Source organism: Pseudomonas sp. AB39(2026) (genome assembly GCF_059831485.1).
Map to the genome: position 1 here is coordinate 3,255,233 of NZ_CP195212.1, position 26,661 is coordinate 3,281,893.

Here is a 26,661-nt window from a genome sequence, read left to right on the forward strand (position 1 = left end):
GTGGAGGCTAACGATCAAGGATGATCATATGCCTTTGTTTGCGTCCTGTACCCCTGCACTAGGTGAGCTTGAAGCACGCCTTCGGTTGCACCGCTTGCCTCACATCGGGCCTGCCCATTTCCGTACCTTGGTCAGCGCCTTTGGTTGCGCCAGTACAGCGTTAAGTGCGCCGACCGCAGCCTGGCGGGCATTGGGGATGCCCCTTGCTGCTGCCAGCGCACGAGGCGACATCGCCGTAAGAGAGGCTGCCACTGCCACCCTTCATTGGCTAGACTCACCGCAGCACCATGTGCTGGGATTCGACAGCCCTGATTATCCTGCCTTGCTGGGCGAAATTCCCAACCCGCCCCCACTACTGTTCATCGCCGGAGAACCCGGTTTGCTCGATCGCCCGCAGCTGGCGGTTGTGGGAAGCCGTCGCGCTTCGGCCCCTGGCCTGGATACCGCCAAAGCCTTTTCCCGGGCTTTGGCAGGCGCAGGTTTTGTGATCACGTCAGGCTTGGCGACGGGCATCGATGGTGCGGCACATCGGGCGGCACTGGACGTAAACGGCGCCACCATTGCCGTACTGGGCAGTGGCCTCCAAAAACTTTATCCACAGCGCCATGTTCGCTTGGCTCAAGCCATTGTCGACCAGGGTGGTGCATTGGTTTCCGAGTTCCCACTGCAGACGGCCCCTACCCGAGAAACCTTTCCACAACGCAACCGCATTATCAGTGGTTTGTCCTTGGGCGTACTCGTAGTGGAAGCCAATATTGCCAGCGGGTCACTGATTACTGCGAGGCTGGCAGCCGAGCAAGGTCGGGAGGTATTTGCCATTCCTGGCTCGATTCATCATCCCGGCATGAAAGGTTGCCATAAACTGATTCGTGATGGGGCTCAACTGGTGGAATCGGTGCAGCATATCCTTGAAGGCCTGCGCGGCTGGCAGGGGCCTTTGCCCAATAACGATACAACGGCACGTGCATCGGTGCCTTGCGATCCTCTCTTGCGACAACTCCTGGCAGCGCCACAGACAGCCCAGCAATTGGCGAGCAGCCTGTGCTGGCCCATGCCCAAGGTACTGGCTGCCCTTACCGAACACGAGCTAGCGGGCCGTGCGGTTTGTGAAGCCGGGCGTTGGTTTGGCCGCCCTGCCTAGTTACACTGCCTGCATTCAGGGGTATGAAGGGGCTCAAACTATGGAAAGCAGCTGGCGTGTGCAGCAAGCCGCTCGAGAAGTCCGGGCGGGTGCAGTGATCGCTTATCCAACCGAAGCTGTATGGGGCCTGGGCTGCGATCCTTGGAACGAGGAGGCCATGTATCGTCTGCTGGCCATCAAGGGCCGATCGGTGAACAAAGGGGTTATCCTGATTGCCGACAACATTCGGCAGTTCGATTTCCTGTTCGAAGATTTCCCTCAAGCGTGGCTCGACAAAATGTCCAGTACCTGGCCGGGCCCCAATACCTGGTTGGTACCCCACCGCAACTTGCTGCCTGAATGGATCACAGGCCAGCACGACAGTGTAGCGGTGCGAGTCAGTGACCACCCTTTGGTGCGGGAGCTGTGCGCGCTGGTGGGGCCACTGGTTTCAACGTCGGCCAACCCCCAAGGTCGCCCCCCTGCCCGCAGCCGGTTACGGGTTGAGCAGTACTTCAGGGGCGACGTGGATGTTGTGCTGAGCGGGGCACTGGGAGGGCGGAAAAGCCCGAGTGTAATCCGCGACCTGCGCAGTGGCGAGGTAGTGAGGCCCTGACAGCGCCAGCCCTGCAGGCGGAATAAGCCTGCGCAGCTTCTGGTCAGGCTGGCGCTTGTAAAACAGTCAAGGCAGCAGGATGCTGGACCCTGTGGTCAGGCGGCTGGAAAGCTCGGTATGCGCCTTGGCGGCATCGCTAAGTGCGTAGCGCTGGTTGATGTCTACAGTAATCTTGCCGCTGGCAATCATATCGAACAGCTCATCAGCCATGCCTTGCAAGGCGCCGGGTACTGCATAGGTGCCCAGCGTGGGCCGGGTTACGTAAAGCGAGCCTTTGCTGGCCAGTATGCCTAGGTTCACGCCGCTGACCGCCCCAGAGGCGTTGCCGAAACTTACCAACAACCCACGCGGCGCCACGCACTCCAGAGAGGTTTCCCACGTGTCCTTACCTACGCCGTCATAAACCACCGGGCATTTCTTGCCGTCGGTGAGCTCCAGCACCCGTTTAGCCACGTCCTCATGGCTGTAGTCGATAATTTCCCAAGCACCCGCAGCCTTGGCCTTTTCAGCCTTTGCTGTGGAGCTTACGGTTCCGATCACCTTCGCACCCAGCGCTGTGGCCCATTGGCAGGCCAGCAGGCCTACCCCTCCGGCGGCGGCATGAAACAGGATGGTCTCACCACTTTGGAGCCGGTATGTCTGGCGTAGCAGGTACTGTACCGTCAGGCCCTTGAGCATGACCGCGGCGGCCTGTTCGAAACTTACAGCGTCTGGCAGCTTCACTACGTTGGCAGCAGGCAGCACATGGACTTCACTGTACGCCCCCAAGGGCCCACCGGCGTAGGCCACGCGATCGCCCACTTGTAGCGCAGTGACCTGAGCACCTACGGCTTCGATCACGCCAGCCGCTTCGGTGCCAAGCCCGGAAGGTAACGATGGCGCGGGATACAAGCCGCTGCGGTAATAGGTGTCGATGTAGTTCAGGCCAATGGCGTGATTCCGCACCCGAACTTCAAGAGGGCCGGGTTCGGCCGGCTCAACGTCGACGAGTGTGAGTACTTCGGGACCGCCATTGCTGGAAAACTGGACGCGCTTTGCCATGGGTGTCTCCTTTTTCTTTTCAAGGGAAAGGCCTATCGGACGCTTTCCATAGACCGGCGTCAACTGCCCATGCAATTGTCAGTGGTATGCTACGCGCCGATTTCATTGGCCGTTTCCCTTGGCCATGGACACAGGCGTGCATGAGGTAATCAATGAACACTCGCACCGAGGCTGTGAAAGCCTATCTGCTGGACCTGCAAGAGCGCATCTGCAAGGCTTTGGAAGATGAAGACGGCGGCGCCCGCTTTGTTGAAGACGCCTGGGCGCGCCCGGCAGGTGGCGGTGGCCGCACGCGGGTGATTGATAGTGGTACGGTACTGGAAAAAGGGGGCGTCAATTTTTCCCACGTGTATGGGACCGGCCTTCCGCCTTCGGCCAGTGCCCATCGCCCCGAGCTGGCAGGGCGTGGGTTCGAGGCGCTGGGTGTTTCCCTAGTTATGCACCCCCACAACCCTCATGTGCCGACGTCCCACGCTAACGTGCGCTTCTTTATCGCCGAGAAAGAAGGCGAAGCGCCCGTATGGTGGTTTGGCGGCGGGTTCGACCTTACGCCCTACTATGGCAATGAGGCGGACTGTATTCATTGGCACCGGGTGGCTGAACAGGCCTGCGCACCGTTTGGCGAAGAGGTGTACTCCAATTACAAAGCCTGGTGCGACCGCTATTTCCACCTCAAGCACCGTAATGAACCTCGTGGGGTGGGTGGGTTGTTTTTCGACGACCTCAACCATTGGGACTTTGATACCAGTTTTGCCTTTATGCAGGCGATTGGTGATGCCTACATTGAGGCCTACCTGCCTATCGTGAAGCGCCGTCGGGATACGCCCTGGACCGATCAGCAAAAAGCCTTCCAGGAATTTCGACGTGGCCGTTATGTTGAGTTCAACCTGGTGTATGACCGTGGCACGTTGTTTGGCCTGCAGTCGGGCGGGCGTACTGAGTCGATTCTCATGTCATTGCCCCCCACCGTACGCTGGGGCTACGACTGGAAACCCGAGCCTGGCACTGAGGAGGCTCGCCTGACCGAGTACTTCCTGCAGGACCGTGATTGGTTAGGGAAGGGACCAGCTGTGGGCCTGAAGCCCTGAGGAGTACAGATGGACCGCTATGTTGTATTCGGTAACCCCATAGGGCATAGCAAGTCGCCCTATATCCATGCGTGCTTTGCCGAACAAACGGCTCAGGTCATGGAGTACAGCCCGCTACTTGCGCCTCTGGATGCCTTTTCCGCTACAGCCCGGGCGTTTTTCGAACAGGGCCTGGGCGGTAACGTAACAGTACCTTTCAAAGAAGAAGCCTGGCGCCTGTGTGACATACGGACGCCACGCGCGGAACGCGCAGGCGCAGTGAACATGCTTAGCCGCCTTGGGGATGGGCGGCTGGAGGGTGACAACACGGACGGAGAGGGCCTTGTACGTGATATGTTGCACAATTGCGGCATACCCTTGAAGGGCGCACGCATTATGCTGCTGGGGGCCGGTGGAGCAGCACGTGGTGTGATAGAGCCCTTGCTGGACCAGCAGCCGGCCTCTCTGGTAATCGCCAACCGCACGGTTGAAAAGGCACACGCCCTTGCAGAGCTGTTTGGTTCGCTTGGCCCGGTGTCTGCCTGTTCGTTCCAGGCGCTGCAGGGGCCTGTGGATTTGATCATTAATGCCACGGCCGCCAGCCTGGCAGGTGAGTTGCCACCCTTGCCGGCTGGCTTAGTCACGCCTGGCCATACTGCGTGCTACGACATGATGTACAGCGCCTCCCTCACACCGTTCAATGCCTGGGCATTGGAAAACGGGGCGTGGCAGGCAATCGATGGCCTTGGCATGCTGGTTGAGCAGGCGGCAGTAGCGTTCCGCAGGTGGCGCGGTGTAGACGTGTCCACCGCACCCGTACTGCAGGCGCTACGCGAAGGTAGCGTTTAGCGGAACGTAAAGGGCGGCAGGTCTAGCGCCTTGCGCAGGGCATTCTCGTTGAAAGGAAACGGGTTGGTATCCAGCGCAATGCTGTCCTTTTCGGTATCGAATGCATAAGGGGCCAGGCCTGTGGCGACCCCGATAGCTTGCAGCTCGCAGGCTGGAACATCGATGTCACGGCCACGGTACTTCACGCGTACTTCACCTCTGAAAACGGTGCCATTGATGGAGTTCCAGGCCATGCATAAGCTTCGGTAAAGCTCCAGTAGCGGTAGCTCTACAGTTCCAGCGCGGTAGGGCGCGAATAGAAGCGTACCGCCACTAAAGCCCAGCCCAGGCCTGCCGTTGTCTATGAAATGAGAGCCTTCGTCGCTTTCCTCGGTTGAGGGTAGGTAGGCTGTCCAGCCAATACCTGTCTGCTCGGTGATACGTACGGGATAGCCACGCCCCGGGCGCTCCAGGGCAGCCAGCAGGGTGCGCCCGATGGGCAAGCGACGTAACAGTTGCAGGTAGCTTTCAACTTCCTGCTTGAACCGGTCGGTGCCTGTGACCTCAAGGCCTTCTGCCCCGAGTGTTCGTGCCTCGTCGGGCACTGGCGCAGCCAGCAGATCATCGCCTTCTGCATTGCGTACCAGCACCGCACTGTCGCCAGGAGCACCCTTAAGGTAATAGCCGTCGATCACTACTTGGTCTGGCTCAGCGGCTTGAATAAAGGCCAGGCCTTCGCCAACGGTCACATGATGGTTTCCCTGGCCCAAGTGGACTTCAGCTAGCCCCGCCCCGGTCTGGAGGCGCGCGGGTCCATTTCCTGTATAGATCACCAAGGGACAATCCACGTCTGCAGCGACCTGCAGATTCAATGAACCACCTTGAGCGTCCAGGCAAAGGGCCTGGCCTGGCTCCAGGCGTACCGCGAACCGTTGGCCATTGATGGTCAAGCGAGTAACACACAGATACTGTGTCAGCTTGATCTCGTTTTGCGATGCCGTGCTTTTGAAAATGAGCCTGTCAATGAATGTGACCAACCCATTACGCGCAGGCAAGTAATGCTCTCGGCTGATCTCCAGCTTGTCACCGGAATAAATGCGTGTGTGCCGGACCACATGGTGGGGGTAGGCGTCGTCGTCGAAAGCTTCTTGGAAATAACCTGTCTCATTGCCAGCGATGAACAGCGCGGGTGTTCGCATGATTGGCCTTCCTGGTTCGAAATGATGAGCCAGGAAGGTTACGTACAGAGACTTTTACCGAGGCGGTAGAGATGTATGGCTCAGGTGATTACAGCGTAGCGGTCACTGCAGGCAAGGCTTCTTTGCCGTCCATGGTTTTCAGGCCAGCCAGCCAGCTCTTTAGAACCTCCGGGTGAGCCTTGAGCCAGGCTTTGGCCGCTACCGTATTGCTGACTTTGCTATCAGCCACTTCCGCCATGATGGCGTTTTCCATCTCCTGGGTGAAGGTCATCTGGCTGAACAGCTTGGCCACTTCTGGGCAGGCGTCGGCGTAACCATTGCGCGTCAGGGTATACACGCTTCCGGAAGCGCCGAAGTAGGCTTCGCCACCGGTGAGATAATGCATTTTCAGCTTCACGTTCATGGGGTGGGGTGTCCAGCCCAGGAAGGTCACGAACCGCTGGCTTTTCACGGCGCGGTTCACTTCTGCCAGCATGGCCTGCTCACTGGACTCCACCAGCTTCCATTGCCCAAGGTCAAAATCGTTTTTCTTTATGATGTCGGCAATGGACTGGTTAGCGGGCGCACCCGAACCGATGCCATAGATCTTGTGGCCAAACTTGTCGGCAAACCGGTTCAGGTCTTTGAAATCATGGACGCCTGCCTCATACACATAATCGGGAACGGCCAGGGTGAACTCGGTCCCTTTCAGGTTTTCGGCCAGGCGTGTCACTTTTCCGTTGGCCACGAACTGTTCGTCGAACCCCTTCTGCGCTGGCATCCAGTTACCGAGGAATACATCCACCTGTCCATCACGCAGTCCGCCATAGGTAATAGGAACAGCCAGCGAGTCTACTTTGGTTTTGTAGCCCAGGCCTTCCAGAACCACGCCAGCCAAGGCATTGGTTGCAGCAATATCACTCCAGCCAGGGTCGGCCATTTTGACAGGGCTGCAGCTGTCGGCTGCCTGCCCTACTGAAGCAGCGACGCTGCACGTTGCAACCAACAGCACGGTGGATAAGGTTTTCATGGTCTTCCCCCTTCGTTCTCGTTTAATGGGCAGGGTTGCGGAAAACGCGCCTTGCGCTCCAGATCGTCTAGGTCGATATGGTTGCGCATGTACTGCTGACTGGCATCTACCAGTGGCTGGTGGTCCCAGCTCTTGAGCGTGCCCAGCGTCAAGGCATGCCCTACAAAACGGCGGCGACGCTGGCTTGCCAGTACCTGGTGGTGGATCTGTGGCATATCCCATTTGGCCTGGGCTTCGATCACGAAGGCTGCCAGCACCTGAGCGTGGTCCAGTGAAGTGGCCAGGTTCTCAAGCTCTTTTGGGTCGTTGTGTACGTCATACAGCAAGTAAGGATCTGTTTCACTGTAGATGAATTTGTAATTGCCCCGGCGGATCATCATTAGCGGGCTGGTTGTACCCTCAGCCATGTATTCACCAAACACTTCGTCATGCCCACCCTCTCCTATCAGGTGCGGCACCAACGAACGGCCGTCCAATGGCAACTCAGGCATCGGCTCACCGCCCGCCAGCTCTACCAGCGTGGGCAACAGGTCGACAGTGGAAACACTGGCCTTTACGCGCCCAGGTTCAAACGTACCGGGCGCCCATACCAATAGCGGGACCCGCGCTGCCATTTCAAACCAGTGCATCTTGTACCACAGGCCACGCTCACCCAGCATGTCGCCATGGTCGCCACTGAATACCACAATCGTATCCTTGAGCAGGCCGGTGTCTTCCAGTACGGAAAGCAGGCTGCCTACTTGGTCATCAATGTAGCTGCACGCACCGAAATAGGCGTGGCGAGCATCGCGTACCTTGTGTTCTGGCAGTGGCTTGTCCCACAGGTCGTATACCTTCATCAGGCGTTTGGAATGAGGGTCAACGGTGTCCTGGGCCGGTGCTATACCCGGCAGAGGAATGTCGGCCTCGTTGTAGCGATCCCAGTACTGGCGCGGGATGGTGTAAGGGTCGTGGGGGTGGGTCATGGACACTGTCAGGCAGAACGGCTGGTCGGTGCCTTTGCGGACATGGTCGTAGAGGTATTGGCGAGCCTTGAATACCACTTCGTCATCGAAATCGAGCTGGTTGGTCCGCACGCATGGGCCTGCCTGAAGCACAGAAGACATGTTGTGATACCAGCTGGGCCGATCGTTCGGCTCATCCCAGTTCACAGCCCAGCCGTAATCGGCAGGGTAGATATCGCTGGTCAAACGCTCCTCATAACCGTGCAGTTGGTCTGGCCCGCAGAAGTGCATCTTGCCGGAGAGGGCTGTGTGATAGCCCAAGCGACGCAGGTAATGCGCATAGGTCGGAACGTCGGCAGGAAAGTCTGCAGCGTTGTCGTAGGCACCGATACGGCTGGGCAATTGCCCGCTGACCAGCGTAAAGCGTGATGGCGCGCAAAGCGGGCTGTTGCAGTAAGCCGAGTCGAACACCACCCCTTCTTCAGCCAGGCGTGACAGGTGAGGCATCTTGAGCGGAGACGACTGATAAAACGGCAGCATGGGCGCTGCCATCTGGTCAGCCATGATGAATAGAATGTGCTTGCGCTTGGCCGTGTGAGGGCGTTCCATACGGGGACCTTATGCCAGTGAGCTTTCTTTCAGCATGCAGGCCAGCAAGGCTGGCGGTAAATCCCGTATGTGCTAATGCCTAGGATAAGTACCGGTTATGTTTGAACAGCTAGGGCCGTTGTCGCTGGATACGCTGCGCACTTTCGAGGCAGCCGCACGCCATAGCAGCTTTACGGCGGCGGCCCTTGAGCTGGGCTCCACTCAACCCGCAGTAAGCCAGCAGATCAAGCGGCTTGAAGGGCAACTCAAGCACCGCCTGTTTGATCGCATCTACCGTGGAATTGCCCTGACCGAGGCAGGTGAGCGGCTATTCCAACAGGTTGCCGAAGGGTTTGGCAGCCTTGAAAACGGCTTGCTTGAGCTGGCCAGCCACCACCAGCGCGAGGTGCTGGAGGTCGCCACGGACTTTGCCTTTGCGGCCTATTGGTTGATGCCACGGCTACACCGCTTCCACCAGGCTTACCCTAACGTGGATGTCAGCATTGTTACCGGAGATCGCACCCCCGGCGCCCTGCGGGGAGATACGGACATTGCCATTGTCTTCGGCGACGGTCGCTTTCCTGGCCATGGGCACAGCCATTGGCTGTTCAACGAAGAGGTTTTTCCTGTCTGCAGCCCTCGGCTTATGGAGGGCCGCAGTATGCCAATGTCGCCAGCGTCGTTGCGAAGCCTGCCGCTGCTACATCTGCGAGGTGCCCAAGGCAACCGTTGGTTCGACTGGGCAGGGCTATTCAATGCGCTAGGTATCAGCACGGCTCCCGCACCTGGCCAATTGAGGTTCGACAATTACACATTATTGATTCAAGCGGCTATCGGCGGGCAAGGCGTCGCCATTGGCTGGCGCCACTTGGTGGATGGGCTGATCGAACAGGGCCTGCTGTGCAGGCCTGTCAACGGCAGTGTACGTTCCGAACTGGGCTACCACCTGCTGTTGCCGCCTCGTAAAAGACGGGGGCGGATGATCGAGCACTTCGTGGCGTGGTTAATGACTGAGCAGGCGCAATAAACAATATCGGGGTGATCTTAATCCAGAACGCCGTTCAGAATCTCGTAGACGATACCCGTGCCCACCGCAATCAACACAACATCCGTCCCCAGCCGGCGCCATTCGTAACCTTCGTAATGGGGCAGACGTGACAACGCGGAGCGGTCCAGGCGGTGGCCATATCCTTGAGGCAACGGGTGACCCTTGGCAACCTGAATACCTGGGGGTAACGGTGTGCCACGGCCAAAGTCGGTGCGGTGCTCGCGAATGGTGTCGCGTACGGGCCCGAAATCCTGCGGCGGGTGAGCGCCATTTCCTTGATTCCCGTGCTGGCCATTCTGGCTGTGGCCCCGGGCTTCGCCGTGGCCGTTACCCTGATTCTGTTGATGCTGCGGGCCGCCTGGTGGCGGATTGTCAGGGCCTGGTGCAGCCTGAGCCAGTGGCGTGCCCAAGGTGATCAGTGTGCCAAGGGTTATCGCAAGAAGAGCGCGTGAAGACGTGGCCATAGGGTTCCTCTAAAGTACGAAAAGGGAGCGTTCATCGCTCCCTGGATTCATACCTTCTTAGTCTGCGAAAACAGAGGGCAATTCCTCTGTATCAGGACCGTTACCTACGTGCGCTCCTAACCCCTTCCGCCAGTTCCCCACACAGCCCTAGCACATCGTTTACAGCCTGCTGCGGCGTGGCAGCCTTGGCTATCTTGTCCACCAGGGCCGAGCCTACAACCACCCCGTCTGCCAAGCGAGCAATGCCTGCGGCCTGTTCTGGCGTACGGATGCCAAAACCCACGCTTATGGGCAATGAGGTATGGCTACGCAGGCGTGCAATGGCTGCACCTACGTGTTCTGCGGTGGCAGCCCCTGCCCCAGTCACACCTGCCACAGAGACGTAGTAAACAAACCCAGAGCTTCGCTCCAGCACACGCGGCAGGCGGCTGTCGTCGGTGGTAGGTGTAGTCAGGCGAATGAAGTCGATGCCAACGGCCTGGGCGGGCTCGGCCAGTTCGGCATCATGTTCTGGCGGCAGGTCCACAATGATCAGGCCGTCTACACCCGCTTCCCGCGCCTGCGTCACAAAGTTGTCCACACCGAAGCGATGGATAGGGTTGTAATACCCCATAAGTACTAGCGGGGTTGTGGTGTCTTTTTCGCGGAATGATTTCACCATCGCCAGGGTCTTGAGCAATGTCTGGCCAGCATCCAGGGCACGCAGGGTGGCCAGCTGAATAGCCACCCCGTCGGCCATAGGGTCAGTGAAGGGCATACCCAGTTCGATCACATCGGCGCCCGCAGCAGGCAAGCCTTTCAGGATCTCCAGGGACGTTTCGTAACCAGGATCGCCCGCTGTCACAAAAGTAACCAATGCCGCACGGCCTTCGGCCTTCAAGTCAGCAAAACGTTGTTCTAGACGGCTCATGCCTGAGTCTCCTGCTGTGCAGCCATATGGTTCATCACGGTTTGCATGTCCTTGTCACCACGGCCTGACAGGCACACCACCATCAGGTGATCCTTGGGTAAAGAGGGCGCGCGGCGGATGGCCTCGGCCAAGGCATGAGCTGTTTCCAGCGCAGGAATGATGCCTTCCTTGCGGCAGGTCACATGGAACGCCGCCAGCGCCTCCTCGTCTGTGATGCTGACGTATTCAACGCGCTTGATCTCATGCAGCCAGGCGTGTTCCGGGCCAATACCGGGATAATCCAGGCCAGCGGAAATGGAATGGGCATCGGTGATCTGGCCATCACCATCCTGCAGCAGGTAGGTGCGATTACCATGTAGTACGCCAGGCACGCCCCCGTTCAGGCTGGCTGCATGCTTGTCAGTGGTCACGCCATGCCCGCCGGCCTCCACCCCAATGATTTGCACGCTGGCATCGTCCAGGAAAGGATGGAACAGCCCCATGGCATTGGAGCCGCCACCCACGCATGCGACCAGGCTGTCTGGTAACCGCCCTTCCTTTTCCTGGAGTTGCTGGCGAGTTTCCTTGCCGATAATGGATTGGAAATCTCGAACCATGGCTGGATAAGGATGCGGGCCTGCTACGGTTCCAATCAGGTAGAACGTATCTTCAACGTTGGAAACCCAATCGCGAATCGCTTCATTCATGGCGTCCTTGAGCGTGCCAGTGCCGGAGGTGACCGGTACGATTTCCGCGCCCAGCAGGCGCATGCGGAACACATTGGCCTGTTGGCGCTCAATGTCGGTAGCGCCCATGTAGATCACGCAAGGCAGGCCGAAACGTGCGGCTACGGTAGCAGTAGCTACACCGTGCATGCCGGCGCCGGTTTCGGCGATCAGGCGCTTCTTGCCCATGCGCTTGGCCAGCAATACCTGGCCAATGCAGTTGTTCACTTTGTGGGCGCCGGTATGGTTGAGCTCTTCACGCTTGAAGTAGATTTTGGCACCGCCACAGTGCTCGGTCAGGCGCTCGGCAAAATACAGAGGATTGGGGCGGCCAATGTAATCCCGTTGGAAATAGGCCAGCTGCTCAAGGAATTCCGGGTCCTGCTGGGCGGCTTCGTACTCACGGGCCAGGTCCAGTACCAGTGGCATAAGCGTTTCGGCAACGTAGCGGCCACCAAAGGTGCCGAACAGGCCATTGGCATCAGGGCCGTTTCGTAAGGTTTGAGCAGTCATGGCAGGTACCCAGGCAAAAAACAGATGCATGAACTGTAGCCGCGACAGCGTCGGTTGAAAACCGATAAGATCTCATCAACCTGTAAGGAAAACTCACATATCATGAGCCGTGACCTGCCTTCCCTAAATGCACTGCGTGCCTTTGAAGTCACGGCTCGCCTCGGCAGCCTTACACGGGCGGCTGTGCAGCTCAGCGTTACGCATGGGGCAGTAAGCCGACAATTGAAAGCCTTGGAGGCTGAACTAGGCATTGCCTTGTTTACCAAGGAAGGGCGAGGGATAAAGCTTACCGAGGCAGGTGTACGGCTACGTGATGCCAGTACCCAAGCTTTCGATGAGTTGAGGCAGGTATGTGCCGAACTGGCTGTAGCAGAAGCGGACGCGCCGTTCGTACTGGGTTGTTCAGGCAGCTTGCTGGCGCGCTGGTTTATCCCTCGGCTTGGCCGGTTGAATGCAGAGTTGCCGGACCTTCGTTTGCACCTATCGGCTGGTGAGGGTGATTTGGACCCTAAAAGCCCAGGTATCGATGCGTTACTGGTCTTCGCTCAACCGCCTTGGCCGGGTGAGGTGCACGTACACGAATTGATTGAAGAGCGTATCGGGCCCGTTGTCAGCCCTCATTACACAAAGTGTTCGGCACTGTTAGGTAGCGCACCTGAAGCGGTGCTGGGCGAGACGCTTCTGCAAACCGTATCGAGGCCGCAGGCATGGCCGGAATGGGCATCCGCTCATGGGGTAGATGCGTCGAAACTGGAGTTTAGCCAGCGCTTCGAGCATCTGTACTACCTATTGGAGGCTGCGGTAACTGGCTTGGGAGTGGCCATCGCGCCACACGCGTTAGTGGCCGATGACCTGCAGGCAGGGCGCTTGTTAGCGCCTTGGGGTTTCACTAAAACCCCAGCCTGCCTGGCACTCTGGGTACCGCATCGGCGAGCAGGCCGTCGTGCCGAACGCTTGGCTCATTGGCTACGACTGGAACTGGCTCGCCAGGCGGACTAGTCAGAGCGCTTGCACATCAGGTAGGCCGCAATCAGGCCAACGGCGCCAACAGCGATGCCGGCAGCAGTCAGCGGGTGCTCTTGTGCATATTCCTTGGTGGCCAGGCTGGTTTCGCGAGTTTTGACCTTGACGTCTTCGTACACGTCAGCCAACAGGCTGCGTGAATGCTTGAGTGCGGTTTCAGCGTTGGCCTTCAGCGCTTTGAGGGTTTTGCGAGACTCTTCCGAGGTATCGCCCTTCAAGCTTTCCAGTGAACGAAGCAGGCTTTCGATTTCTGCTTCCATGCTTTGCAGCGACGCTTTACGCAGCGAATTAGTAGCCATTGTTTCACTCCTGCTTGGTGATTGCGGTGTATGTGTCCGACTACGCCGCTCCGCAAAAGTGCAGTGCCTGTGAACTTTTGCCTGTCCTTGGCGCACAGATGTAAACGTAGCCATCTGCCGGTTGCCGATGGCAGTGCCATTGACCAAGGAGTTGTACATGAGTGATCACCACACTTACAAAAAAGTCGAGCTGGTAGGATCGTCTACCATTGGCGTTGACGACGCTATCAAAAATGCCATCGCTGAAGCTGCCAAATCCATTGAGCACATGGAATGGTTCGAAGTGACTGAAACACGTGGTCATATTCAAGACGGCAAGGTCATGCATTTCCAGGTGACCTTGCGAGTAGGTTTCCGAATCAGCAATAGCTGATCGAGCGAAAGGGCGCGGATGGCCGTCAAGTAAGGAGCTGCATACAGCTCCGCCGACTTTGTTTGAATCGACTCAAGGACTGTGAACGATGAAAAAAGTAGTGTTGGCAACGGTAATGGTCATGCTGGCCGGCAGCGCCCTCGCAGCAGGCAAGCCTTGCGATGAACTCAAGAGCGAAATTGACGCGAAGCTTCAGGCCAAGGGTGCCTCAGGCTACTCGCTGCAAGCGGTAGACAAGGGCAGCGCCACAGACGGTAAAGTAGTAGGTACCTGCGAAGGCGGCACCAAAGTGCTTGTTTACAAGCGTTGATTTGCCCTTGAATGAAGCGCCCGCACGCTGCGGGCGCCCTGCCGTTTTCAGCCCCGCATCAGCTGGGCCAGTAGCTCATAGGAGCGCAAACGGTCTGCGTGTTCGTACAGGTCACAGGTGAAGATAAGCTCGTCCACCTGTGTCTGCTCCATCAGTACATCCAGCCGAGCCCTTATCTTGGCTGGGCTACCGATCACCGCCATTCCCAGGAAACTGCCCACAGCTTCCCTCTCATGAGGCAGCCAAAGCCCTTGCATGGTGTCGACCGGAGGTTGGAGCAGCAAGGTCTGACCACGAATCAGGTTCAGGATACGCTGGTACACCGATGTTGCCAGATACTCAGCCTGCTCGTCTGTGTCTGCGGCTACCAGAGGTACGCCCAACATGACATAAGGCTTGTCTAGATAGGTAGACGGTGTGAAATGATCGCGGTAGACCCGGACCGCCTCGTGCATCATCCGCGGGGCGAAGTGAGACGCGAAGGCATAAGGTAAACCTTGCATCCCGGCCAGCTGTGCGCTGAACAGGCTTGAGCCCAACAGCCAGACAGGTACCTTGGTTCCCATACCCGGGACAGCCACCACTCGCTGCTGTGGTGTGCGCTCACCTAGGTAAGCCAGCAACTCTTCGACGTCCTGCGGAAAGTCATCCGAGCTGCCGCTACGCTCGCGGCGCAGGGCGCGTGCTGTCAACTGGTCCGAGCCAGGCGCGCGGCCCAGGCCGAGGTCTATGCGGCCTGGGTACAGGCTTTCGAGTGTGCCAAATTGCTCGGCAATCACCAAGGGCGCATGGTTGGGAAGCATGACACCACCGGAGCCTACCCGGATGGTGGAGGTGCCACCTGCCAGGTAACCCAATAGTACAGAGGTCGCCGAGCTGGCGATGCCGTCCATATTGTGGTGTTCAGCTACCCAAAACCGATTGTAGCCGTAACGCTCAAGGTGCTGAGCCAGGTCCAGGGAGTTGCGCAGTGCTTGCGCCGGGCCGGTCTCCTTGCGAACAGGTACCAGGTCCAAGGCTGAATATTTGATGTCGTTCAACGATTTCATGATTACTCCAAAAAGAGACACCCCCGCGCCTTTTCTTGTCTATGAATACATTGAACGCTTTGGGCCGCTTTCGCAAATCTGCGCTGAACTTGAGGCAACTGCCTGCTCTCTGAAAATAGTACTCTCCATTAATGAGGAACTCCGCACCATGGCGATCAAAACAGCTTCTGCAGTCTGGAAAGGCGACCTGAAAACCGGTACCGGTGAAATTTCTACCGAAACTGGCGTGCTCAAAAATGCACCGTATGGCTTCAAAGCCCGCTTCGAAAGCGGCCCAGGCACCAACCCTGAGGAGCTGATCGGTGCTGCGCACGCAGGTTGCTTCTCCATGGCACTGTCGATGATCTTGGGCGAAGCCGGGCTTACAGCTGACCAGATCGATACCACGGCCCAGGTCACGTTGGACAAGCAAGCGGATGGCTTCGCCATTACCAAGGTTCACCTGATTACCAAGGCAACCATCCCGAACGCTTCAAAAGAGCAGTTCCAAGAACTTGCCAACAAAGCCAAGACCGGCTGCCCAGTATCCAAAGTACTGGCTGGCGCTGAGATCACGCTCGATGCTTCGCTGGCTTAAGCGCGCAGCGCCAAGCGCTATAAGTAGTGCTTGCTTGGCCGGGGTTCTTGCCCTGGCCACGGCCCTGCCAGCTACCGCTGCCCCTTTGGACTGTGCTGAGCTCAAAGCTGAGATAGAGGCCAAGATTCAGGCTCAAGGTGTGGTGGCCTATACGCTGGAGGTAGTCCCTGCAGAGGAAGCCAAGGACCCGAGCATGGTGGTGGGCAGCTGTGAAAATGGCACGCGCCGCATTCTTTATCAGAAAAACGATACGTAAGCGCACGGTTAACCATACCGGCTGCTATGCAAGCAAACTCGTGCCTGTGAGGCACTGGCCATTCGTTGCTCAGTAGGTCAGAACAGGCAGTTGACTTGGCGCTCTGTGGCGACCCTTTCGCCCTTCGCGTTATAAAGAAAGGCAAAGGTTTGCAAGCCCAGGTGCCTTGCCTCAAACCGGTAACGTTCACCGGCCTGGAAACTGTCGTACTGCAAGCGGATATAGCAGATGCGCTCTGATGGTTGGCCAAAGGGCAGCGAGGGCACTGCTACGTCGTAATCAAAGCGTACCTGCAGCTCATGACTGCCTGGGGCGAATTGGTAATAACGGCCATCATCTAAGCGTGTGCCATCGAGTTTGTCGGCCATGACCAGCTTGCCGTTACGGGTGAACATCTCGACCCAGGCTTTGGTCGGGTCCTGCGGCGGTATGGGGGTTGTAGTGCAGGCCCCAAGCAGTAGGGCGGGCAGCAGCACAAGGTAGCGTTGCATAAGGCGCTAGACGCCCTGGCAGCCTGCCGGTTGAGCGCGGCCTACCAAACGCCGTTGCTGGTCATACAGTTTGGCCCATGGGGTAAAGCCCAGGCTACCGGCTTCCAGCTGGTATCGCTCACCCGCATTGAAACTACCGTATTTGATGTTTAGCTGGCAGTCCCGAGATAGCGGGGCGGCTTGCGGGCCAATGTTGTCAGGTGCAACGGTGAACTGGTAACGCACAGTGAGTTCATGGCTGCCTGGCTCTACTTCAAAGTAGCGAGCATCGTCCTGCACCTGGGCATCCACTTCCTGGGCCTGGAGCGCATTTTTCTCAGGGCCGTGCAGGTCAATCCATGCCTGGTTAGGGTCTGGCTTGGGCAAACCCATACACCCGGTAAGGGCAAGGGCAGCGGCGAACGGTAGGATTTTACGCATTAAGGGTTCCACGCAGGCATGATAGAGCACTGGAACAGGCTTATTCGAGGCAAGCTGCCCTATGCTCGGATTTATTGTCTGGCGCTCACGCCACGGCTCTCTCGACACTCTGAACAGGGTATTGGTTCCCCTGTTGGCAACACTTCTGCTCAATGGGTGCTCGTCATTGGATTACTACACGCAATTGGCCCACGGCCAATTTGACCTGTTATGGTCCCGTGAGCCGATCGAAAAGGTTATGGCTGATCCCGCCCGGGATGCAAGCCTGCGTGCACGGCTGGCTGATGCCCAGCACGCTCGCGTATTTGCCAGCGAGCAGCTGGGTTTGCCGAACAACCGTAGCTATCGTTTGTACGCTGATATCCACCGGCCCTTCGTGGTGTGGAACGTCTTTGCAACGCCTGAGTTTTCACTGAGTCCCGTGCAGTACTGCTTTCCCATCGCCGGCTGTGTGGCCTATCGAGGCTACTACCAGCAGGGGCGTGCCCGTGGGGCAGCAGCATTGCTTCGTCAGCAGGGCTTGGACGTGTACACCGGCGGTGTGGAGGCTTACTCCACGTTGGGCTGGTTTGACGATCCCATCCTTAGCTCCATGGCAGGCTGGAGCAGCGAACGCTTGGCTACGCTTATTTTTCATGAGCTGGCACATCAGCAGGTGTATGTTCCCGGCGATACCGCCTTCAATGAGTCGTTCGCCACCTTCGTGGAACAGGAAGGCACTCGGCAATGGCGCGCCGCACAGGGCATGCCACCTGAAAACGACCAGCAGGCCGCCCGCCGAGACGCCTTTGTGCACCTGGTGCTGGGCTTGCGGGATCGGCTTCAGGCTGTGTATTCCAAGCCTCTTGCAGCCGCTGCTATGGGCGAGGCCAAGCAAGCGGAAATCGAGCGGTTCAGGCGTGATTATTACCACCTTAGAGACAGCCAGTGGGGTGGCAAGGGCCTATACGATGCTTGGGTAGCGGCCCCAATCAATAATGCCAAACTGCTGCCGTTTGGGCTTTACGATCAATGGGTGCCGGCCTTTGCTGCCTTGTTCAACGACAATGAACAGCATTGGCCCGCCTTCTATCAGGCAGTACGTGCGCTAGGCGCATTGCCCACTGTGCAACGTACTCAGGCGCTACAGGCGCTGTTGAACAAACGCCAGGTGTAGCTGCGCCAGCGTATCAAAGCGGAACAGCGGTGCCTCGGCGATCAGTTCTTCAGCGCTGCCAAAACCGTAGCCGACCGCTACGGCCGCAAGGCCGTTGAGGCGTGCACCGATCAAGTCATGCTTGCGGTCGCCGACCATTACGGTGTCGGCAGGAGCCAACTGCTCCGTTTTCAGCAAGTGAGCAATCAGTTCAACTTTGTTGGAGCGAGTACCGTCGAATTCGCTGCCGTAGATGACTTTGAAATGGCTGTCGAAGCCAAAGTGGCGAGCGACCTCTTGGGCGAATACCCAAGGCTTGGAGGTGGCAATGAACAGGTGCCGGCCTTGAGCTTTCAGTGCTTCAAGCAGTTCGATAACGCCTTCGAACAGTTTGTTTTCGTATAGGCCAGTGACTTTGAAGCGATCGCGGTAGTGATTGACGGCTGCCCAGGCTTTTGTTTCGTCAAACCCGTAGAACTGCATGAAGGCCTCAAGCAGAGGCGGGCCAATGAAGGGTTCGAGCTTGCTCAGGTCGGGTTCGTCGATACCCAGTTGAGCGAGGGCATGCTGGATAGAGCGGGTAATGCCTTCGCGTGGGTCGGTGAGCGTACCATCGAGGTCGAACAGCACGTTGCGATAGGGCATCAGGCGTGCTCCAGGGCAGCGTTGTCAAAGCCTTCAGCCAGGTGCTGGGCCTTGAGCTTGACGTAGTTGCCGGCCGTATAGGCGAAAAACCCTCGCTCCTTTTCGGTCAAGGGCCGTACCTGCTTCACGGGGCTGCCCATATACAGAAAACCACTATTGAGGACCTTGCCAGGCGGCACCAGGCTGCCCGCGCCAATGATGACCTCGTCTTCCACAACGGCCCCGTCCATGACGATGCTACCCATGCCGACGAGAATCCGATTGCCAAGGGTGCAGCCATGCAGGATCACCTTATGGCCAATGGTGACCTCATCCCCGACAGTCAATGGAAATCCACCGTCGTTATAAGGCCCGGCATGGGTAATATGAAGCACGCTGCCATCTTGTACGCTGGTGCGGCGCCCAATTCGAATGCGGTGCATATCGCCGCGAATGACGGTCAAAGGCCATACGGAGCTATCCTCACCGATTTCCACGTCCCCGATGACCACTGCGCTAGCATCCACAAAGGCCCGTAGCCCGATCAAGGGCGTAGCGTTGGCAAATGTACGTATCACGATAGGCTCCTTCTGTTGTCCCAATAGCCGCCGCGGTTGCTGCGGCGCCCGGTGATTGTAATTAAGATGACCGGTGTTATCTCTCAAGCCAAGGTGTGTGACCGTGACCGAGACCAATCCGCTGCTCCAGCCCTATGACCTGCCGCCCTTTTCAGCGATTCTTCCAGAGCACGTGCAGCCGGCGATCGAGCGTATTCTCGCGGACAACCGTGCTGCGGTCAGTGCGTTGCTCGAGCAACAAGGTAGCCACCCCACCTGGGAAGGCCTGGTGCTGGCCATGGATGAACTCAATGACCGCCTCGGGGCCGCCTGGAGCCCAGTGAGCCATCTCAACGCCGTGTGCAACAGCCCTGAGTTGCGCCAGGCTTACGAGGCCTGCCTGCCGGCCCTGAGTGCCTACTCGACCGAAATGGGCCAGAACCCCAAGCTGTTCAAGGCGTTTGAAGCCCTGGCTAGCGGCCCAGCGAGTGAAGGTTTTGACGTGGCTCAGAAGACCATTCTGGAGCACTCGCTGCGCGACTTTCGACTGTCTGGCATCGACTTGCCACCTGAGCAGCAGCAGCGCTATGCCGAGGTGCAAAGCAAACTCTCGGAGCTTGGCAGTACGTTCTCCAACCAATTGCTGGATGCGACCCAGGCCTGGACCAAACACGTCACTGACGAAGCGGTATTGGCCGGCCTTACGGACTCTGCCAAGGCACAGATGGCCGCTGCGGCTCAAGCCAAAGGGCTTGAAGGCTGGCTGATTACCCTGGAGTTCCCCAGCTACTATGCCGTGATGACGTATGCCGAACATCGTGGGCTCCGTGAAGAGGTCTACACCGCCTACTGCACCCGTGCATCGGACCAAGGCCCGAATGCTGGGCAGAATGACAACGGCCCGGTGATGGAAGCTATCCTTACGCTACGCCAGGAACTGGCTCACCTGCTGGGCTTCGCCAATTATGCCGAACTGAGCCTGGCCACCAAGATGGCTGAGTCCAGCGATCAGGTGCTGGGGTTCCTTCGCGATCTGGCCCAGCGCAGCAAGCCCTTCGCCGAAAAGGATCTGCAGCAGCTCAAGGCTTATGCTGCCGAGCAAGGCTGCCCGGACCTGCAAAGCTGGGACAGTGGCTATTACGGTGAAAAGCTGCGAGAGCAACGTTACAGCGTGTCCCAGGAAACGCTGCGAGCCTATTTCCCCATCGACAAGGTGCTCAGTGGCTTGTTTGCCATTGTGCAACGCCTCTACGGGATCGAAATCAGCGAACTCAAGGGCTTCGATGCCTGGCACCCAGACGTGCGCCTGTTCGAGATCAAGGAAAACGGCCAGCACGTGGGCCGGTTCTTCTTTGACCTTTATGCCCGGGCCAACAAGCGTGGTGGCGCCTGGATGGACGGCGCGAAGGATCGCCGCCGTACGGCCGATGGCAGCCTTCAAAGCCCGGTGGCTAACCTGGTGTGCAATTTCACGCCTGCGGATGCTGGCAAGCCCGCCTTGCTTACCCATGATGAGGTCACCACCCTCTTCCACGAATTCGGCCATGGGCTGCATCACCTGCTGACCCGAATCGAGCATGCGGGTGTATCAGGCATCAACGGTGTGGCCTGGGATGCGGTAGAGCTGCCCAGCCAGTTCATGGAAAACTGGTGCTGGGAGCCGGAAGGCCTGGCGCTGATGTCTGGTCATTACCAGACCGGCGAGCCTCTGCCGCAAGACCTGCTGGAAAAAATGCTGGCAGCGAAGAATTTCCAGTCGGGGCTTATGATGGTGCGCCAGCTGGAGTTCTCATTGTTCGACTTCGAACTGCATGCCACCCATGGTGATGGCCGCACTGCGTTGCAGGTGCTTGAAGGCATTCGGGATCAGGTCTCGGTGATGCGTCCACCGGCCTACAACCGCTTCCCTAACAGCTTTGCGCATATCTTCGCAGGGGGCTATGCAGCGGGTTATTACAGCTACAAATGGGCAGAAGTGCTATCAGCTGACGCATTCTCTCGCTTCGAAGAAGACGGGGTACTGAACCCAGAGACCGGCCGTGCCTTCCGCGAGGCCATTCTGGCCCGAGGTGGGTCACAGGCGCCGTTGGTGCTGTTCGTGGACTTCCGCGGGCGTGAGCCTTCCATTGACGCTCTGCTGCGGCACAGCGGTTTGACGGAAAACGAAGCAGCCTGAGGGGGCATTGTGAGCATAACCATGAAGCGCTTTATTGCCGGGGCTGTGTGCCCGGCATGCAGCGAAATGGACACACTCAAGATGTGGAACGAGGATGATGTTCCACACCGCGAGTGTGTAGCCTGTGGCTACTCGGATACGTTGAATGCCCAGGGCCAGTCTATCCCGCGGGAATTGGGCACCCGGGTGAACAAGGCCGAGCCGAAACCGGCTCAACCGAAGGTGCAGACCGTACAGTTCTTTCCGAACCCCAAGCTTAAAAAACCATAGGCGACTGTTCGCAGGCTTGGCCTGCTCTTGCAAAGGCGCATGGCCTTTGAACTGGAGAACACACGCCTTAACCTTCAACCCGCATGAAACCGCTCCATGCTGTTGCTCAAATGCAGCAGCATGGCGGCGCGGGCAGCGTCGGCGTCCTGTCGGCGGATGGCTTGGTAAATCGCCTCGTGCTCAGCCTGGGCAACCTTGCCCAATTCACTGAAGTCTTCCCCACCCCGCTCCTGAGCATTGAGCTGTGTTCGTGGAATAAGTGCAGCCCCCAAATGCATCAGCATGTCTGGGAAGCAGTTGTTGCCTGTGGCCTGGGCAATCAGCACATGGAACCGGCGATCCGCGTCCACGCAGCTGTCGTTGTTAGCCAATAGCCGGCCATAGTCATCCAGTGCTTCACGCATCTGGGCCAATTGGCTGTCGCTTCGCCGCCGCGCAGCCAAGGCTGCCGCCTGGGTTTCCAGTCCCATGCGCAATTCCAGAACGCTTCGTACGTTGGTCAAGGTATCCACGTTCAGGCGAAGGCCTGCCTGTGGCTGACGCTCCAGTACAAAGGTGCCGACCCCATGGCGTGTTTCCACAAGCCCGGCGGCTTGGAGCTTTGACAGGGCCTCGCGCACTACGGTGCGGCTGACACCATGCTCGCCAACAATGGCCGTTTCCGAAGGCAGTTTCTGGCCTGTAGCAAAGTCGCCACGCAGGATGCGCTGGGTCAGTTCATTGACCAGGTCATGGGCCAGGTTGGGCGTGCGGCGCTTTGCAGGCGGGATGGTTTCCAAGAGGGCGTGGCTCATGTCTGGGCAATGTCGCTCATCTTAGCATTCACCCTCCAAGGCGGTATCTTGTATGACAACGTCCTGATATGGCCGCGAAGCGACTGGGGCTATCTGATGAATTTCCCTTATTTGTTGGCTTTGGCGTTGTTTGGTCAGCTTGTCAGTTGTATGATCTCATTCAGCGAGTCGCCTGCTTTTCTCGGCGACGCTGCGCTCGTTCAGGCGCGCCGCGCCTTTACCCCGCATAAAAATAACAGTGGGAGTGTTGAATGTGAGCAATCCAGGTCTGACTGCCGGCGCCGGCGAGATGGACACGGTGCTGGCCCGTGCCGTGAAAAAAGTAAAGAACCGCGTACTGCCGTTGTTCGTCATCATGTTTATCGTCAATTACATTGACCGGGTAAACATCGGCTTCGTCCGCACCCACCTTGAGCATGACCTTGGCATTGGTGCAGCGGCCTATGGGCTGGGTGCAGGGTTGTTCTTCATCGGTTACGCACTGTTTGAAGTGCCCTCCAACATGTTGTTGCAACGGGTTGGTGCCCGTGTGTGGCTTACCCGCATCATGTTTACCTGGGGCATCGTGGCTACGATGATGGCGTTCATCCAGAACGAAACCCACTTCTACATATTGCGGTTCTTGCTGGGCATTGCTGAAGCAGGCTTCTTTCCCGGCGTTATCTATTACTTCACTCGCTGGCTACCAGGCGTAGAGCGCGGCAAGGCTATTGCCATTTTCCTCAGTGGTTCGGCATTGGCCTCGCTGATCTCAGGCCCCCTCTCCGGCGCATTGCTGGGCATTGAGGGTATGAACCTGCATGGCTGGCAGTGGATGTTCCTGATCGAAGGCCTGGCCTCAGTGTGCCTGTGTTTTGTGGTGTGGTTCTGGCTGGACTCCCGCCCTCACGATGCTAAATGGCTGGCACCCGAGGAGCAGGATGCGCTCGTGAGTGCCATTGAGCAGGAACAGCGCGACCGTGAAGCACAGACCACCACCAAGCCTACGTTGGGAAAACTGCTCAAGGACGGCCAGATCCTGCTGTTCTGCGTGCTGTACTTCTGCATTCAGCTCACCATCTATGCCGCAACGTTCTGGCTGCCCAGCATCATCAAGAAAATGGGTACCCTGACAGACTTCCAGGTAGGGCTGTTCAACTCCATTCCTTGGCTGATTTCGATCATTGCCATGTATGCCTTTGCGGCAGCGTCGGGTAAATGGAAATTCCAGCAGGCCTGGGTCGCCTGCGCGTTGTTGATTGCCGCCTTGGGCATGTTTCTGTCCACCACGGGCGGCCCTGTGTTCGCCTTCGTGGCCGTGTGCTTTGCGGCCATTGGCTTCAAGTCTGCTTCTTCACTGTTCTGGCCTATTCCCCAGGCGTACCTGGACGCGCGTATTGCCGCCGGTGTCATTGCCTTGATCAACTCCCTGGGTAACTTGGGTGGTTTCTTTGCGCCAGCAACCTTCGGCTTTCTGGAGCAGCAGACTGGGTCTATTGTCGGTGGCCTGTATGGCCTGGCCGGTACCTCGGTGCTGGCAGCGATCCTTGTGTTTTTCGTGAAGGTACGCCCCGGCAGCCAAGCCCCTGCGCCTACCCCTATTGCCGGCCCTGCACTGGGCAAACACCACTGAACAAAGGACATAACCATGAATGACAGTGCCTACGTGGCCGGCCAGGCCCCAACCGTGACTGACCTGCAAGTTGTCCCCGTAGCAGGGCATGACAGCATGTTGCTCAACCTCAGCGGTGCCCATGGCCCGTTCTTCACCCGTAACATCGTGATTTTGAAGGACAGCGCTGGCCATATTGGCGTTGGCGAAGTACCCGGTGGTGAACGTATCCGGGAAACCTTGGAAGATGCCCGCAGCCTGGTGGTCGGCCAGCCCATCGGCCATTACCAGCAGGTGCTCAACCGCATGCGCGAAACCTTCGCGGCCCGTGACAGCGCTGGCCGCGGCCTGCAAACCTTCGACCTTCGCATCACCATCCATGCCGTAACGGCTATCGAAGCGGCTTTGCTCGACCTGCTGGGCCAGTTCCTGGACGTGCCGGTAGCGGCATTGCTAGGTGAAGGCCAGCAGCGAGACGCTGTGAAAATGCTGGGCTACCTCTTCTATATTGGCGACCGCCGCCAGACCACATTGAATTATCGTGGCGAGGCCGACGGGGATGACTGGTTTCGCCTGCGCAATGAACAGGCACTTACGCCTGAGGCGGTGGTGCGGTTGGCCGAAGCGGCAAAGGCCCGCTACGGTTTCAACGATTTCAAGCTCAAAGGCGGCGTATTGCGCGGCGAAGAGGAAATCGAGGCCGTGACTGCGCTGGCTGAGCGTTTCCCGGATGCACGTATTACGCTGGACCCTAACGGCGCCTGGTCACTTAAAGAGGCCATTGGGCTATGCCGCGATCAGCACGCTGTACTGGCCTATGCCGAGGACCCATGCGGGGCCGAGGAGGGCTATTCGGGGCGCGAAGTGATGGCCGAGTTCCGCCGAGCGACCGGTTTGCCTACCGCGACCAACATGATCGCCACCGACTGGCGCCAGATGGGCCATGCCATACAGTCTCAGGCCGTGGACATTCCATTGGCCGACCCTCACTTCTGGACGTTGCAGGGTTCTGTGCGGGTCGCGCAGATGTGCAATGACTGGGGGTTGACCTGGGGGTCGCATTCCAACAATCACTTCGACATCTCGCTGGCCATGTTCACTCAGGTGGCGGCCGCCGCACCGGGGAATATCACTGCGATCGACACGCACTGGATCTGGCAGGATGGCCAGCGCCTGACACGTGAGCCCCTGCAGATCAAAGACGGCTATGTGCAGGTCCCGAAAAAGCCTGGGCTGGGTGTCGAGATCGACATGGATGCAGTGGCGCAGGCGCACGAGCGGTACAAGGGCATGGGGCTAGGCGCACGGGATGACGCTGCGGCTATGCAGTTCTTGATTCCGAACTGGCACTTCGATAACAAGCGGCCGTGTCTGGTGCGCTGATTGATAAAGGGGCGGCGGGAAGCGGCAAGCGCGTTTATACTGTTTTTATATACAGTATTGAGGTTCTTGCATGTCTACCCGAGTGCCCCAGCGTGGTCGTGGCACGGCCAGCAACCCTGTCAATCGCTTCCACGGTCACCATTCGGTGGCCGAGGATGACGGCTGGTATCAGGATGTACCTGCCAGCGTAAATACTGAAGTGCGTATCGAGCTGGCCAAAAGCATCATCGCCCGCAACACCTCGCCAGATATTCCTTTTGACCGCTCCATCAACCCCTACCGAGGTTGCGAGCACGGCTGCATCTATTGTTTCGCCCGCCCTACTCACGCGTACTGGGACCTGTCACCTGGGTTGGATTTTGAAACCCGCCTGATTGCCAAGACCAACGCTGCCGAGCGCCTTGAAGAAGCCCTGAACAAGCCTGGGTACCGCTGTGCGCCTATCGCACTGGGTGCTAACACGGACCCCTATCAACCCATCGAGCAGCAGTACCGGATTACTCGGCAGTTGCTCGACACCTTGCTGCGGTACCGCCACCCGGTAACCATCACTACCAAAGGGGCGTTGGTGCTGCGGGACCTGGACGTGCTGCAGGAACTGGCCAACCACCGATTGGTACGGGTGATGGTCAGCCTTACCACCTTGGATGACGAACTCAAGCGTGCACTGGAACCTCGTGCAGCCTCAGGTAGCGCCCGCCTCCGGGCCATTCGTGTACTGGCCGAGGCCGGTGTCCCGGTGGGCGTGATTTGTGCACCTATTATCCCGATGATCAACGAACGGGAACTGGAAGCAATGATCCAGGCTGCTGCAAAAGCCGGCGCCAGCTCCGCTCATTACGTTCTTTTACGCTTGCCGCTGGAGGTTGCACCGTTATTCGAGGAATGGCTGAGTGTGCATTATCCGCAACGCGCTGCGCACGTTTTGAGCCTGATTCGGCAAAGCCGCGGCGGCCAACTGTACAACTCGGCGTTCGGTGAACGCATGAAGGGCGAAGGCGTTTTTGCTCAGTTGATTGCCAGGCGTTTTGCCGCTGCGATCAAGCAGGCTGGACTTGGCCTGCGAGAACAGGACCGGCTGGACTGTTCGCAGTTTTGCCCGCCAGGGCGTCAAATGACATTGCTATGACACCTGTCACACTATTAAAAGGGTTAAATCATATTGCCACTATTTCGGTATAAGCAACACGCATCCGGTTTCAGCTTTACTTAAGAAAAGGTGACTACTTTAGGATTTGTCTTATCCAGTCACATTTTCTGTAATACGTACTTTTAAGCTTTC

The 26,661-nt window shown here is 58.1% G+C and carries 30 protein-coding genes; 16 read left to right on the forward strand and 14 right to left on the reverse strand.

Going from position 1 to position 26,661, the window contains the following annotated elements; all coding sequences use genetic code 11:
• Positions 1–28: 28 nt before the first annotated feature.
• Entirely contained in the window at positions 29–1,141 is a 1,113-nt protein-coding gene (dprA, locus tag ACSAMW_RS15055; RefSeq protein ID WP_500590967.1) for a DNA-processing protein DprA, read from the forward strand.
• A 40-nt stretch (positions 1,142–1,181) separates the two neighbouring features.
• The gene (gene tsaC, locus ACSAMW_RS15060; RefSeq protein ID WP_500590968.1) at positions 1,182–1,736 is read left to right on the forward strand and encodes an L-threonylcarbamoyladenylate synthase type 1 TsaC; all 555 of its coding nucleotides are present in this window, start codon (positions 1,182–1,184) and stop codon (positions 1,734–1,736) included.
• A 66-nt stretch (positions 1,737–1,802) separates the two neighbouring features.
• Here tsaC and ACSAMW_RS15065 read toward each other — a convergent pair whose 3' ends face one another.
• Complete coding sequence (locus tag ACSAMW_RS15065) at positions 1,803–2,777, reverse strand: NADPH:quinone reductase (RefSeq protein WP_500590969.1); 975 nt, start codon at positions 2,775–2,777, stop codon at positions 1,803–1,805.
• A gap of 152 nt (positions 2,778–2,929) precedes the next feature.
• Between ACSAMW_RS15065 and hemF the strand changes: the two genes are divergently transcribed.
• Entirely contained in the window at positions 2,930–3,865 is a 936-nt protein-coding gene (gene hemF, locus ACSAMW_RS15070; RefSeq protein WP_500590970.1) for an oxygen-dependent coproporphyrinogen oxidase, read from the forward strand.
• A gap of 9 nt (positions 3,866–3,874) precedes the next feature.
• Entirely contained in the window at positions 3,875–4,693 is an 819-nt protein-coding gene (gene aroE, locus ACSAMW_RS15075; RefSeq protein ID WP_500590971.1) for a shikimate dehydrogenase, read from the forward strand.
• Here the strand turns inward: aroE and ACSAMW_RS15080 are convergent.
• The 3 genes from ACSAMW_RS15080 to betC all read right to left on the reverse strand — a co-directional run bounded on the left by ACSAMW_RS15080 (position 4,690) and on the right by betC (position 8,433).
• A complete protein-coding gene (locus tag ACSAMW_RS15080) occupies positions 4,690–5,871 on the reverse strand; it encodes a type III secretion system effector protein (RefSeq protein WP_500590972.1) in 1,182 nt (393 codons plus the stop codon). The two genes, aroE and ACSAMW_RS15080, sit on opposite strands and share 4 nt — an antisense overlap.
• A gap of 88 nt (positions 5,872–5,959) precedes the next feature.
• Positions 5,960–6,880: a choline ABC transporter substrate-binding protein gene (choX, locus tag ACSAMW_RS15085; RefSeq protein WP_500590973.1), complete on the reverse strand. Its 921-nt coding sequence runs from the start codon at positions 6,878–6,880 to the stop codon at positions 5,960–5,962.
• A complete protein-coding gene (betC, locus tag ACSAMW_RS15090) occupies positions 6,877–8,433 on the reverse strand; it encodes a choline-sulfatase (protein WP_500590974.1) in 1,557 nt (518 codons plus the stop codon). The genes choX and betC overlap by 4 nt, the downstream gene beginning before the upstream one ends.
• A gap of 97 nt (positions 8,434–8,530) precedes the next feature.
• Between betC and ACSAMW_RS15095 the strand changes: the two genes are divergently transcribed.
• A complete protein-coding gene (locus tag ACSAMW_RS15095; RefSeq protein WP_500590975.1) occupies positions 8,531–9,439 on the forward strand; it encodes a choline sulfate utilization transcriptional regulator in 909 nt (302 codons plus the stop codon).
• A gap of 17 nt (positions 9,440–9,456) precedes the next feature.
• Here the strand turns inward: ACSAMW_RS15095 and ACSAMW_RS15100 are convergent, their stop codons facing one another.
• The 3 genes from ACSAMW_RS15100 to trpB form a co-directional block, all read right to left on the reverse strand.
• Positions 9,457–9,924, reverse strand: coding sequence for an anti-virulence regulator CigR family protein (locus ACSAMW_RS15100; protein WP_500590976.1), 468 nt, complete (start codon positions 9,922–9,924; stop codon positions 9,457–9,459).
• Positions 9,925–10,024: 100 nt separating this feature from the next.
• Positions 10,025–10,834 carry a tryptophan synthase subunit alpha gene (trpA, locus tag ACSAMW_RS15105; RefSeq protein WP_500590977.1) on the reverse strand — a complete coding sequence of 270 codons (810 nt, stop codon included), beginning with the start codon at positions 10,832–10,834 and terminating at the stop codon, positions 10,025–10,027.
• Positions 10,831–12,051, reverse strand: a complete 1,221-nt coding sequence (gene trpB / locus ACSAMW_RS15110; RefSeq protein ID WP_500590978.1) for a tryptophan synthase subunit beta — start codon at positions 12,049–12,051, stop codon at positions 10,831–10,833. Before trpB ends, trpA begins: the two co-directional genes overlap by 4 nt.
• A gap of 54 nt (positions 12,052–12,105) precedes the next feature.
• Here trpB and ACSAMW_RS15115 point away from each other — a divergent pair, with 54 nt between their 5' ends.
• Positions 12,106–13,050 (forward strand): LysR family transcriptional regulator, encoded by a 945-nt coding sequence (locus ACSAMW_RS15115; protein WP_500590979.1) that lies wholly within the window; start codon positions 12,106–12,108, stop codon positions 13,048–13,050.
• On the opposite strand, the gene ACSAMW_RS15120 is transcribed toward ACSAMW_RS15115, so the two are convergent.
• Entirely contained in the window at positions 13,047–13,373 is a 327-nt protein-coding gene (locus tag ACSAMW_RS15120) for an ElaB/YgaM/YqjD family protein (protein WP_168085533.1), read from the reverse strand. The two genes, ACSAMW_RS15115 and ACSAMW_RS15120, sit on opposite strands and share 4 nt — an antisense overlap.
• Before the next feature lie 157 nt (positions 13,374–13,530).
• On the opposite strand from ACSAMW_RS15120, the gene ACSAMW_RS15125 reads away from it, so the two are divergent.
• Together ACSAMW_RS15125 and ACSAMW_RS15130 are read left to right on the forward strand one after the other, a co-directional pair.
• Entirely contained in the window at positions 13,531–13,746 is a 216-nt protein-coding gene (locus ACSAMW_RS15125) for a dodecin (RefSeq protein WP_168085534.1), read from the forward strand.
• A gap of 88 nt (positions 13,747–13,834) precedes the next feature.
• Complete coding sequence (locus ACSAMW_RS15130) at positions 13,835–14,056, forward strand: DUF1161 domain-containing protein (RefSeq protein ID WP_168085535.1); 222 nt, start codon at positions 13,835–13,837, stop codon at positions 14,054–14,056.
• A gap of 47 nt (positions 14,057–14,103) precedes the next feature.
• Here the strand turns inward: ACSAMW_RS15130 and ACSAMW_RS15135 are convergent, their stop codons facing one another.
• Positions 14,104–15,105 carry an LLM class flavin-dependent oxidoreductase gene (locus ACSAMW_RS15135; protein WP_500590980.1) on the reverse strand — a complete coding sequence of 334 codons (1,002 nt, stop codon included), beginning with the start codon at positions 15,103–15,105 and terminating at the stop codon, positions 14,104–14,106.
• Between the two features lie 148 nt (positions 15,106–15,253).
• Here ACSAMW_RS15135 and ACSAMW_RS15140 point away from each other — a divergent pair, with 148 nt between their 5' ends.
• Both ACSAMW_RS15140 and ACSAMW_RS15145 read left to right on the forward strand, forming a co-directional pair.
• On the forward strand, positions 15,254–15,682 hold the full coding sequence (locus tag ACSAMW_RS15140) for an OsmC family protein (RefSeq protein ID WP_500594050.1): 429 nt from the start codon (positions 15,254–15,256) through the stop codon (positions 15,680–15,682).
• The gene (locus ACSAMW_RS15145) at positions 15,666–15,938 is read left to right on the forward strand and encodes a DUF1161 domain-containing protein (protein ID WP_500590981.1); all 273 of its coding nucleotides are present in this window, start codon (positions 15,666–15,668) and stop codon (positions 15,936–15,938) included. Before ACSAMW_RS15140 ends, ACSAMW_RS15145 begins: the two co-directional genes overlap by 17 nt.
• A 77-nt stretch (positions 15,939–16,015) precedes the next feature.
• On the opposite strand, the gene ACSAMW_RS15150 is transcribed toward ACSAMW_RS15145, so the two are convergent.
• Together ACSAMW_RS15150 and ACSAMW_RS15155 are read right to left on the reverse strand one after the other, a co-directional pair.
• Complete coding sequence (locus ACSAMW_RS15150) at positions 16,016–16,429, reverse strand: PA0061/PA0062 family lipoprotein (RefSeq protein WP_500590982.1); 414 nt, start codon at positions 16,427–16,429, stop codon at positions 16,016–16,018.
• Between the two features lie 6 nt (positions 16,430–16,435).
• The gene (locus tag ACSAMW_RS15155; protein ID WP_500590983.1) at positions 16,436–16,849 is read right to left on the reverse strand and encodes a PA0061/PA0062 family lipoprotein; all 414 of its coding nucleotides are present in this window, start codon (positions 16,847–16,849) and stop codon (positions 16,436–16,438) included.
• Between the two features lie 61 nt (positions 16,850–16,910).
• On the opposite strand from ACSAMW_RS15155, the gene ACSAMW_RS15160 reads away from it, so the two are divergent.
• Complete coding sequence (locus tag ACSAMW_RS15160) at positions 16,911–18,005, forward strand: aminopeptidase (protein ID WP_500590984.1); 1,095 nt, start codon at positions 16,911–16,913, stop codon at positions 18,003–18,005.
• Here the strand turns inward: ACSAMW_RS15160 and ACSAMW_RS15165 are convergent.
• Positions 17,973–18,629: an HAD family hydrolase gene (locus ACSAMW_RS15165; RefSeq protein WP_500590985.1), complete on the reverse strand. Its 657-nt coding sequence runs from the start codon at positions 18,627–18,629 to the stop codon at positions 17,973–17,975. The genes ACSAMW_RS15160 and ACSAMW_RS15165 overlap by 33 nt on opposite strands.
• Complete coding sequence (locus ACSAMW_RS15170; RefSeq protein WP_500594051.1) at positions 18,629–19,189, reverse strand: gamma carbonic anhydrase family protein; 561 nt, start codon at positions 19,187–19,189, stop codon at positions 18,629–18,631. Before ACSAMW_RS15170 ends, ACSAMW_RS15165 begins: the two co-directional genes overlap by 1 nt.
• A 100-nt stretch (positions 19,190–19,289) precedes the next feature.
• Between ACSAMW_RS15170 and prlC the strand changes: the two genes are divergently transcribed.
• On the forward strand, positions 19,290–21,341 hold the full coding sequence (gene prlC, locus ACSAMW_RS15175; protein WP_500590986.1) for an oligopeptidase A: 2,052 nt from the start codon (positions 19,290–19,292) through the stop codon (positions 21,339–21,341).
• A gap of 21 nt (positions 21,342–21,362) precedes the next feature.
• Complete coding sequence (locus ACSAMW_RS15180) at positions 21,363–21,611, forward strand: YheV family putative zinc ribbon protein (protein ID WP_168085586.1); 249 nt, start codon at positions 21,363–21,365, stop codon at positions 21,609–21,611.
• A gap of 74 nt (positions 21,612–21,685) precedes the next feature.
• On the opposite strand, the gene ACSAMW_RS15185 is transcribed toward ACSAMW_RS15180, so the two are convergent.
• A complete protein-coding gene (locus tag ACSAMW_RS15185; protein ID WP_168085544.1) occupies positions 21,686–22,405 on the reverse strand; it encodes a FadR/GntR family transcriptional regulator in 720 nt (239 codons plus the stop codon).
• Between the two features lie 289 nt (positions 22,406–22,694).
• On the opposite strand from ACSAMW_RS15185, the gene ACSAMW_RS15190 reads away from it, so the two are divergent.
• The 3 genes from ACSAMW_RS15190 (at position 22,695) to ACSAMW_RS15200 (ending at position 26,508) form a co-directional block, all read left to right on the forward strand.
• Positions 22,695–24,017, forward strand: a complete 1,323-nt coding sequence (locus ACSAMW_RS15190) for an MFS transporter (protein ID WP_500594052.1) — start codon at positions 22,695–22,697, stop codon at positions 24,015–24,017.
• 15 nt (positions 24,018–24,032) lie between these two features.
• Positions 24,033–25,379 (forward strand): glucarate dehydratase, encoded by a 1,347-nt coding sequence (gene gudD / locus ACSAMW_RS15195; protein ID WP_500590987.1) that lies wholly within the window; start codon positions 24,033–24,035, stop codon positions 25,377–25,379.
• Between the two features lie 70 nt (positions 25,380–25,449).
• A complete protein-coding gene (locus ACSAMW_RS15200; protein WP_500590988.1) occupies positions 25,450–26,508 on the forward strand; it encodes a PA0069 family radical SAM protein in 1,059 nt (352 codons plus the stop codon).
• The last annotated feature ends 153 nt before the right edge of the window (positions 26,509–26,661 follow it).

Bases quoted from the DNA above. Each gene is read 5' to 3' on its own strand.
- dprA (WP_500590967.1), top strand. From the start codon at position 29: ATGCCTTTGTTTGCGTCCTGTACCCCTGCACTAGGTGAGCTTGAAGCA.
- tsaC (WP_500590968.1), top strand. From the start codon at position 1,182: ATGGAAAGCAGCTGGCGTGTGCAGCAAGCCGCTCGAGAAGTCCGGGCG.
- ACSAMW_RS15065 (WP_500590969.1), bottom strand. From the start codon at position 2,777: ATGGCAAAGCGCGTCCAGTTTTCCAGCAATGGCGGTCCCGAAGTACTC.
- hemF (WP_500590970.1), top strand. From the start codon at position 2,930: ATGAACACTCGCACCGAGGCTGTGAAAGCCTATCTGCTGGACCTGCAA.
- aroE (WP_500590971.1), top strand. From the start codon at position 3,875: ATGGACCGCTATGTTGTATTCGGTAACCCCATAGGGCATAGCAAGTCG.
- ACSAMW_RS15080 (WP_500590972.1), bottom strand. From the start codon at position 5,871: ATGCGAACACCCGCGCTGTTCATCGCTGGCAATGAGACAGGTTATTTC.
- choX (WP_500590973.1), bottom strand. From the start codon at position 6,880: ATGAAAACCTTATCCACCGTGCTGTTGGTTGCAACGTGCAGCGTCGCT.
- betC (WP_500590974.1), bottom strand. From the start codon at position 8,433: ATGGAACGCCCTCACACGGCCAAGCGCAAGCACATTCTATTCATCATG.
- ACSAMW_RS15095 (WP_500590975.1), top strand. From the start codon at position 8,531: ATGTTTGAACAGCTAGGGCCGTTGTCGCTGGATACGCTGCGCACTTTC.
- ACSAMW_RS15100 (WP_500590976.1), bottom strand. From the start codon at position 9,924: ATGGCCACGTCTTCACGCGCTCTTCTTGCGATAACCCTTGGCACACTG.
- trpA (WP_500590977.1), bottom strand. From the start codon at position 10,834: ATGAGCCGTCTAGAACAACGTTTTGCTGACTTGAAGGCCGAAGGCCGT.
- trpB (WP_500590978.1), bottom strand. From the start codon at position 12,051: ATGACTGCTCAAACCTTACGAAACGGCCCTGATGCCAATGGCCTGTTC.
- ACSAMW_RS15120 (WP_168085533.1), bottom strand. From the start codon at position 13,373: ATGGCTACTAATTCGCTGCGTAAAGCGTCGCTGCAAAGCATGGAAGCA.
- ACSAMW_RS15125 (WP_168085534.1), top strand. From the start codon at position 13,531: ATGAGTGATCACCACACTTACAAAAAAGTCGAGCTGGTAGGATCGTCT.
- ACSAMW_RS15130 (WP_168085535.1), top strand. From the start codon at position 13,835: ATGAAAAAAGTAGTGTTGGCAACGGTAATGGTCATGCTGGCCGGCAGC.
- ACSAMW_RS15135 (WP_500590980.1), bottom strand. From the start codon at position 15,105: ATGAAATCGTTGAACGACATCAAATATTCAGCCTTGGACCTGGTACCT.
- ACSAMW_RS15140 (WP_500594050.1), top strand. From the start codon at position 15,254: ATGGCGATCAAAACAGCTTCTGCAGTCTGGAAAGGCGACCTGAAAACC.
- ACSAMW_RS15145 (WP_500590981.1), top strand. From the start codon at position 15,666: ATGCTTCGCTGGCTTAAGCGCGCAGCGCCAAGCGCTATAAGTAGTGCT.
- ACSAMW_RS15150 (WP_500590982.1), bottom strand. From the start codon at position 16,429: ATGCAACGCTACCTTGTGCTGCTGCCCGCCCTACTGCTTGGGGCCTGC.
- ACSAMW_RS15155 (WP_500590983.1), bottom strand. From the start codon at position 16,849: ATGCGTAAAATCCTACCGTTCGCCGCTGCCCTTGCCCTTACCGGGTGT.
- ACSAMW_RS15160 (WP_500590984.1), top strand. From the start codon at position 16,911: ATGCTCGGATTTATTGTCTGGCGCTCACGCCACGGCTCTCTCGACACT.
- ACSAMW_RS15165 (WP_500590985.1), bottom strand. From the start codon at position 18,629: ATGCCCTATCGCAACGTGCTGTTCGACCTCGATGGTACGCTCACCGAC.
- ACSAMW_RS15180 (WP_168085586.1), top strand. From the start codon at position 21,363: ATGAAGCGCTTTATTGCCGGGGCTGTGTGCCCGGCATGCAGCGAAATG.
- ACSAMW_RS15185 (WP_168085544.1), bottom strand. From the start codon at position 22,405: ATGAGCCACGCCCTCTTGGAAACCATCCCGCCTGCAAAGCGCCGCACG.
- ACSAMW_RS15190 (WP_500594052.1), top strand. From the start codon at position 22,695: ATGGACACGGTGCTGGCCCGTGCCGTGAAAAAAGTAAAGAACCGCGTA.
- gudD (WP_500590987.1), top strand. From the start codon at position 24,033: ATGAATGACAGTGCCTACGTGGCCGGCCAGGCCCCAACCGTGACTGAC.
- ACSAMW_RS15200 (WP_500590988.1), top strand. From the start codon at position 25,450: ATGTCTACCCGAGTGCCCCAGCGTGGTCGTGGCACGGCCAGCAACCCT.